Source organism: Shewanella sp. S1-58-MNA-CIBAN-0166 (genome assembly GCF_040310085.1).
GTDB lineage: Bacteria > Pseudomonadota > Gammaproteobacteria > Enterobacterales > Shewanellaceae > Shewanella.
Genome location: NZ_JBEOPN010000046.1, coordinates 20,573 through 27,370, shown reverse-complemented (window position 1 = coordinate 27,370; position 6,798 = coordinate 20,573). Strand labels below are relative to the sequence as shown.

The following is a 6,798-nucleotide window of genomic DNA, read 5'->3' as shown; positions in this document are numbered from 1 at the left end:
ACACCCGTAGCTCAGCTGGTTAGAGCACTACCTTGACATGGTAGGGGTCGGTGGTTCGAGTCCACTCGGGTGTACCACTCTTTTCAAAGAGTCTAAACATTGGAATTGTAATAAAAGTAAACAATACACCCGTAGCTCAGCTGGTTAGAGCACTACCTTGACATGGTAGGGGTCGGTGGTTCGAGTCCACTCGGGTGTACCAATTCTCTTATACAAGAGAATACGGCCAGCGAAAGCTGGTTTTTTTGTGTCTAAAATTAATAGTTAATATTCACAAGCTAATAAACCCATAGCTCAGCTGGTTAGAGCACTACCCTCTCTTAGTTAACGGCGGCGGTAGGGGTCGGTATTCATGTGGTAAAGCGAAGTCCACTCGGGTGTACCATTTCTTGCAGTAACTCCTCGTTTTAAAAACCTTTTTTTATTACCAAATTCTCTACGTAAAAATTTATCTGCGCCAAATCGCATTAACCTCGTGCCAAACATGTTGGCACAAGTGATTTTTGAACCTGAAATGAATGACAACTACAACTTCCATTACTGGCACGATGAATAATTTACAGTCACACAAGCCAGTTGACGTACTTTCAATTAACACCTGATGTACACCAAGTAGATAAATGTACTTTTTCAAAATGGCTTGTTCTTTTCAACCACAGCTCTGATCCGCCAACTCAGGGCAAGCGACTTAACTCTACTATTTGGTTAATTTGAACACCTGCGGTTTTCTATTTAGATTGTGAAATTTAGTGCCGTAGCAAATGGTAACCGTATTAGTCACCATTCTTTTACCGCAATTATTCGCAGCAAGTCCGCAGGCAAAGGCAAAACAGAAGGGAACGCTTAGAGAATAGTGATCAAATATTTTTGCGACCCAAGGTACATTTACCCCTCCAATTACCAGTAACAGCCCAGTAACCAATGACACAGTCATACTGTCACGCCATAGGAGTAATGCTTTGTGGGCATCTTTTATTAGTGGGTCATTTTGTAATGGTTGATAGATATGTTGATACCATACTTGATTTTGCTGCTCTGCAGATGCATCTGAGATTAGGGAATATTAATATTCGAACGTAAAACCAAATTGAGTCAGTTTTTCATAAACATGCACATCAAATCGATACAATGACGCTGCTCTGTGGGCAACATTACGTTGCTTCTCATTACAGTCAATTAATAAATTCATCTTTAATATTTTTCGGCGAAAATTGGGTTTGTCTAATGTCACACCGAGAATAGATTCATATAAATCTTGTAGTTGTAATAAGGTAAATTTTTCAGGTAACAAACTAAAACCGATCGGTTCATGTCTGACTTTGTATTTTAAGTGATTAAGGCAACTGGCCAAAATATTATCATGGTCAAACATCAGTTTAGGGACTTGTCTTACATCAAACCATTCACATTCTATGGCATTTGGACCATGCGATAAATTGGTTTCGTCAAAGCGGACCAACGAATAAAACGCAATGGTAATAATTCGTCTGGCTGGGTAACGGTCAACATCACCGAAGGCACCTAGTTGGTCTAAATATAAGTTTTCGACCCCGGCTGTGTTTTTTACAACTCGCGATGCCGCAGTCTCGAGGTTTTCGTCACTGCGAACCCAGTGACCGACTAAGCCCCATTTATTGGTTGCTAGGCATTTATTGTATTTAATCAATAAGACTTTAAGTTTGCTGTCATGAAGGGTAAAAATAAGATTATCAACGGTTAAGTTACTAATACAATCAGCAGGGATGGTTTCTTCATCAATAACTTCGTTTATAAAATTCACAGGTAAGATCCAATTTAATATAGCGAGCTTGGTTGTACATACACACTCTGGAGATTGCCGTTGAACAACTGTGTAGTAGTAAAAAAGTCATATTCAACAGACGTTGATAATCACTTTACTCACCAAAAACATAATTGTAAATGCATGAAACAAAATCAATTTCTACTGCACATCACCAATGCACAATATTACAACAATACTTATCATCGTTGTGGCTTAGATGCGTTTTATCAACGATCACCACAAATTAACCTGCTTAAATTATTGATTGTATTTGTATTTTTCGTAAACAAACACTTCATCATCCGTAGAATAGGTCATTGCTAGACAATTGATTTACTCGACTCTCTTTGAATAATTTCAAATTCGAGAATATGACGCAACTGACTGTTTTTTAGTCCTGAAAAGTCTTTGTTTTTATTTGAGGTAAATAAGCTGACAGCTAACGTTGCCATTTCATCAATAGGCTGTCTTACCGTGGTAATGTTTGGCCACACGACCGTTGCGAGGGTTGTATCATCAAAGCCAACAACCGATAAATCATTTGGCACATTAATCCCCTGGCTTTGTGCAATAGACATCACCGCAGCAGCCATATCATCGTTAGCTGCAAAAATAGCACTGGGTTTATCGTGACGAAAAAGTTATATCTTTTAATTTCAAATAACACTAATCGATTTCTAGATTTGAACAAATTCACATAATCAATAACACATAATCAATGACACATACGATGATGACACATACGATGATGACGTGTGGATGATTTGTTAATGTTAGCCTCATCTCTCATGATGAAAAGACGGTGTCATGCTGATGCTAGCGCTTTAGAAGTGCTTGAAATAAGGACAATTGGAGGCTTATTCAGTTTTCGCAAACAAGGCTGGCCAGTACTGAATTGGGGATATGTTTTGCATTAAGACTTTTAGTCTCGGTTACTGGCTCCGATGATGTGGTGATAGTCGACAGTGTTGCTTGATTGGCTAAGTTATTTAACGAAAATTAATTGCCGAGGGCGCTAAACGTTGCAAAGTTAACTAAAGGTCGCTAGCAAAATGAGTTAACTATTTTGATATTTTTGCATGCTTAGAAGTGTTTATGTTGATATCGCTAAACAACTCACTATTTACCGATTTATGTCCTTACTGGATAAGCCAATCCGACTAGACATCGGATTGGCAATTAGCGCTAGAACGGAGCGTCGATGTCAACAATGGCGATAAGTTTGTGGTTAACAAACTCCTTGATGCCGAGACCGACTAGCTCGCGGCCGTAACCTGAACGTTTAACACCACCGAATGGTAAATCCGCCTTAGCCATTGTCGGGTGATTGACGAAGACCATACCTGTGGATATTCGTTTCGCCACTTCTGCACCATGGATTGGGTTGGCAGTAAATACCGAACCGCCCAGACCGAACGGTGAATCATTGGCTATATGGACCGCGTCATCTTCATCTTTGGCGCGAAACATCATAGAAACAGGACCGAAGAATTCCCAATAACGTGCGGGGTTGTCTTCTGCAATGTCAGTCAAAATGGTCGGCTGAACAAAATTGCCTGAATCAGGGACAATTGGCCCAACCTCAGTTGCGGTAGCCCCGTAAGAAATCGCCTGGCGAATCTTATCCTTGATTTCATCGGCTGCCGCCCTAGATGAAAGTGGCGCTAGCGTTGTGCTTGGCTCGAACGGATCACCCGCTTTGAGATTCGCAGTACCACCAATATATCCTTCAAGGAACCGATCATACACCTCATCCACAATGATCATTCGTTTTGATGACACACAGACCTGACCACCATTCCAATGTCGTCCTAGAACCGCCCAGTTAATTGTTTTCTGCATATCTGCATCGGCTAGAACAACTAATGCATCAGCACCGCCAAGTTCAAGAGTCGATTTCTTTAATGCCTTGCCTGCCTGGGCCGCAACGACTGCACCGGCCCTTTCCGACCCTGTTAATGCTACGCCCTGAACGCGCGGATCGTTAATGATCGTTTCTATCTGCGACCTTGTAGCGTATAGATTTTTGAACACACCTTGAGGTAAACCAGCATCGAGCATTAATTTTTCGAATGCAGCCGCGGCCTGCGGAACGTTAGACGCATGCTTGAGCAACAGTGTATTACCAGCAGATATTTGTGGTGCAGCGATACGAACCACCTGATAGAAAGGAAAGTTCCATGGTTCAATCGCCAATAATACACCCAGCGGCTCACACAAAATTTCCGCATCAGCGTCGGCAACCGGTAGCTTTTGTGGAGCCAGCAATTTCTGTGCATTATTTGCATAGTAGTCGAAGATATCTGCTGACAACGCTATTTCTGCTTTGGCTTCGGATATAAGTTTACCCATCTCAATGGTGAGCAGATTGGCATAATAATCAACGTCACGGCGTAATAATTCGGCGGCGGCGTGCATTATGCGCGCACGATCAGTAAACCCAGTATTTTTCCAAAGTAAAAAAGCATCATGCGCATTTTCAATTGCTTGCTTTACCTCTGAGTCGCTTGCATCTGGGAACGTTACCAGAAGATCACCAGTGTAAGGATTGCGTGTTTCATATGTCATAATATTTACCTTTTTTGGGTAATGTACCAACAGGAGACGGGTATTTAACAACCGGCCCCCGGTGTTGTTTTGCAAAAGCTATCGCCCGAGGGCGAAGTCAGAACCATCAAGATGGTAAAATATTGACCTGTTACTTTTGACCAACATGGATTGTACGTTTGCCGAAGTTTTCGCCATTAAGAAGGCCTATAAATGCATGAGGAGCATTTTCGAGCCCTGTGATAATCTCTTCTCGGTATTTAATCTTGCCGCTTTTAACCCAACCAGTCATCTCGGCGGCGAAGTCGGGATACAGATGGCCAAAGTCATCAAAAATAATAAAACCTTGCAGCTTAATTTTCTTACGCAGGATCTGACCCATCAGCCAGTTCATTCTATCTGGCCCTTCTGGCAATTCGGTTGCGTTATATTGTGACACCAGCCCACAAAGTGGGATCCGAGCGTTCGGATTTAATAGCGGGATGACGGCATCAAGGACCTTACCACCGACACTTTCAAAATAGACATCGATGCCGTTTGAGTTCACCTTGGCAAGTTGGTCTGCAAAGTCAGCAACCTTATGGTCGATGCACGCGTCAAAGCCTAACTCATCTACTGCATAGGCACATTTTTCCGCGCCGCCTGCAATTCCAACCACACGACAGCCCAGCAGCTTGCCGATTTGGCCAACAGTGGCCCCGACCGGGCCGGTCGCAGCTGCCACAACAATGGTCTCGCCAGCTTTAGGGGCACCAATATGCTTCAGGCCAGCCCAAGCAGTAAAGCCAGGCATGCCTAAAATACCAAGCGCCCATGAAAGATGGGTCGAAGACTTACCGAGGTTAGTGAGCCCGGTGCCATCGGAAACAGCATAGTCTTGCCAACCATTAAAACTAAGCACAAAGTCGCCTGGAGCAAAGCCATCGATATTGGAATCAACAACTTGAGACACAGTACCGCCTATCATCACCGCGCCTATTTCGACAGGGTCTGCATAAGATGGTGCATCGCTCATCCGCCCGCGCATATAGGGGTCGAGCGAAAGGAATTCAGTCCGCAGTAGCATTTGTTTGTCGTTAGCAACAGGGATTGCGGTCTCAATCAAAGTTAACGTGTCTAGCGTAGGTTCGCCTTTAGGACGTTCTGCAAGAACCCATTGTCGATTAGTTGTGTTTGTTTGTGTCATATTCAATCTCCTTTAAAGTGACGCTTCAAGAATGCGACGGACATCAGTTGGGGTGATGTCTTTGTGTTCGCCAAGGGCTGTCATGCCATGTTCCTCCAAGGCGCGAACAATAAGTTCAATTTCTGCTGCGGCAATACCGTAGTCGCTCAATCGAGTCTTGATCCCTAATTGCTCGAAAAACGCACGCGTGGCGTCTATTGCAGCGTCAATTCGCACAGCATCTGTGCCTTCGGTGATGCCCCAGACATTACTAGCATATTGGAGTAATTTTTCGTGCTTGTGGCCACGCTGATCATTCAATAGTGACGGTAACACGACAGCAAGAGTACGGGCGTGGTCTGTATCATTGAGCGCAGTAATCTCATGTCCGATCATGTGAGAAGCCCAATCTTGTGGCACTCCGGCACCGATTAAGCCATTCAAAGCCAGTGTGGCTGTCCACATCAGACTTGCACGAATGTCATAATCTTCTGGTGTCTTTAGCGCTTTAGGGCCAAGCTCAATAATGGTGCGTAGCAGAGACTCGGCAAAACCATCCTGCACGTGTGCGCCACTGGGGTAAGTTAGATACTGCTCGATAATATGGACAAAGGCATCTGCAGCGCCATTGGCAATCTGACGCGCAGGCAGCGTATAGGTAAGTTCAGGATCGAGGACCGAAAAAATTGGGTAGCAATGCGGACTTCTAAAAGGAAGCTTGGCTATCTTCTCCGGGTTGGTTATCACCCCACCATTGTTCATTTCAGATCCTGTTGCAGGCAATGTTAGCACCGTTCCGAACGGCATCGCCGCGGTCACTTTTGCCGTGCCGGCAGTAAGGATCTCCCAGGGGTCACCAGCATAAAGCGCCGCCATCGCGATAAATTTAGTCGCATCAATGACAGATCCGCCACCCACGGCTAGCAAAAAGGTGATGTTGTTATCAGCAATTACTTTGACGGCATTAAGGGTCGTTGCATAACGAGGATTTGGTTCTATGCCACCAAACTCGACCAATGTGCGACCAGTAAGTGCTGTTCTCACTTGCCCTAATACACCGGTTCGTTCCGCGCTACCACCGCCATAGATAATCAATACTTTTGCATCTACTGGAATATGATCGTTAAGGTCTTCGATTCGGCCTTTACCAAAGAGAATTTTTGTCGGGTTGTGAAAGTCAAAGTTGTTCATATTCTATGTTTCCTTCTGTTTCAATGTGAAGGCGTACGTTTATGCTGACATACGTCGATTTTTCTGTGTCTAGTATTCGAATATAGGCAGACCTGATGAACACATATACTGC

General features: G+C 44.0%; 4 protein-coding genes, 2 tRNA genes and 1 pseudogene. 2 read left to right on the top strand and 5 right to left on the bottom strand.

The genetic code is table 11. The annotated features are described in order from the left end of the window. Together AAEY99_RS19995 and AAEY99_RS19990 are read left to right on the top strand one after the other, a co-directional pair. A tRNA-Val gene (locus AAEY99_RS19995) sits at positions 1–77 on the top strand. 48 nt (positions 78–125) lie between these two features. Then, a tRNA-Val gene (locus AAEY99_RS19990) sits at positions 126–202 on the top strand. Positions 203–1,063: 861 nt separating this feature from the next. Here the strand turns inward: AAEY99_RS19990 and AAEY99_RS19985 are convergent. From AAEY99_RS19985 to AAEY99_RS19965, 5 genes and pseudogenes are all read right to left on the bottom strand, one after another. Continuing rightward, a complete protein-coding gene (locus tag AAEY99_RS19985; RefSeq protein ID WP_101088265.1) occupies positions 1,064–1,780 on the bottom strand; it encodes an NUDIX hydrolase in 717 nt (238 codons plus the stop codon). Between the two features lie 323 nt (positions 1,781–2,103). Further along, a pseudogene (locus AAEY99_RS19980) lies at positions 2,104–2,403 on the bottom strand (substrate-binding domain-containing protein); the annotation flags it as partial. A 565-nt stretch (positions 2,404–2,968) separates the two neighbouring features. Further along, a complete protein-coding gene (locus AAEY99_RS19975; protein ID WP_101088263.1) occupies positions 2,969–4,351 on the bottom strand; it encodes an NAD-dependent succinate-semialdehyde dehydrogenase in 1,383 nt (460 codons plus the stop codon). A gap of 130 nt (positions 4,352–4,481) precedes the next feature. Next, positions 4,482–5,516 carry an NADPH-dependent curcumin/dihydrocurcumin reductase gene (gene curA / locus AAEY99_RS19970; RefSeq protein ID WP_101088262.1) on the bottom strand — a complete coding sequence of 345 codons (1,035 nt, stop codon included), beginning with the start codon at positions 5,514–5,516 and terminating at the stop codon, positions 4,482–4,484. A 12-nt stretch (positions 5,517–5,528) separates the two neighbouring features. Beyond that, positions 5,529–6,686, bottom strand: coding sequence for an iron-containing alcohol dehydrogenase (locus AAEY99_RS19965; RefSeq protein WP_335692379.1), 1,158 nt, complete (start codon positions 6,684–6,686; stop codon positions 5,529–5,531). Positions 6,687–6,798 lie beyond the last annotated feature (112 nt).

Bases quoted from the DNA above. Each gene is read 5' to 3' on its own strand.
- AAEY99_RS19975 (WP_101088263.1), bottom strand. From the start codon at position 4,351: ATGACATATGAAACACGCAATCCTTACACTGGTGATCTTCTGGTAACG.
- curA (WP_101088262.1), bottom strand. From the start codon at position 5,516: ATGACACAAACAAACACAACTAATCGACAATGGGTTCTTGCAGAACGT.
- AAEY99_RS19965 (WP_335692379.1), bottom strand. From the start codon at position 6,686: ATGAACAACTTTGACTTTCACAACCCGACAAAAATTCTCTTTGGTAAA.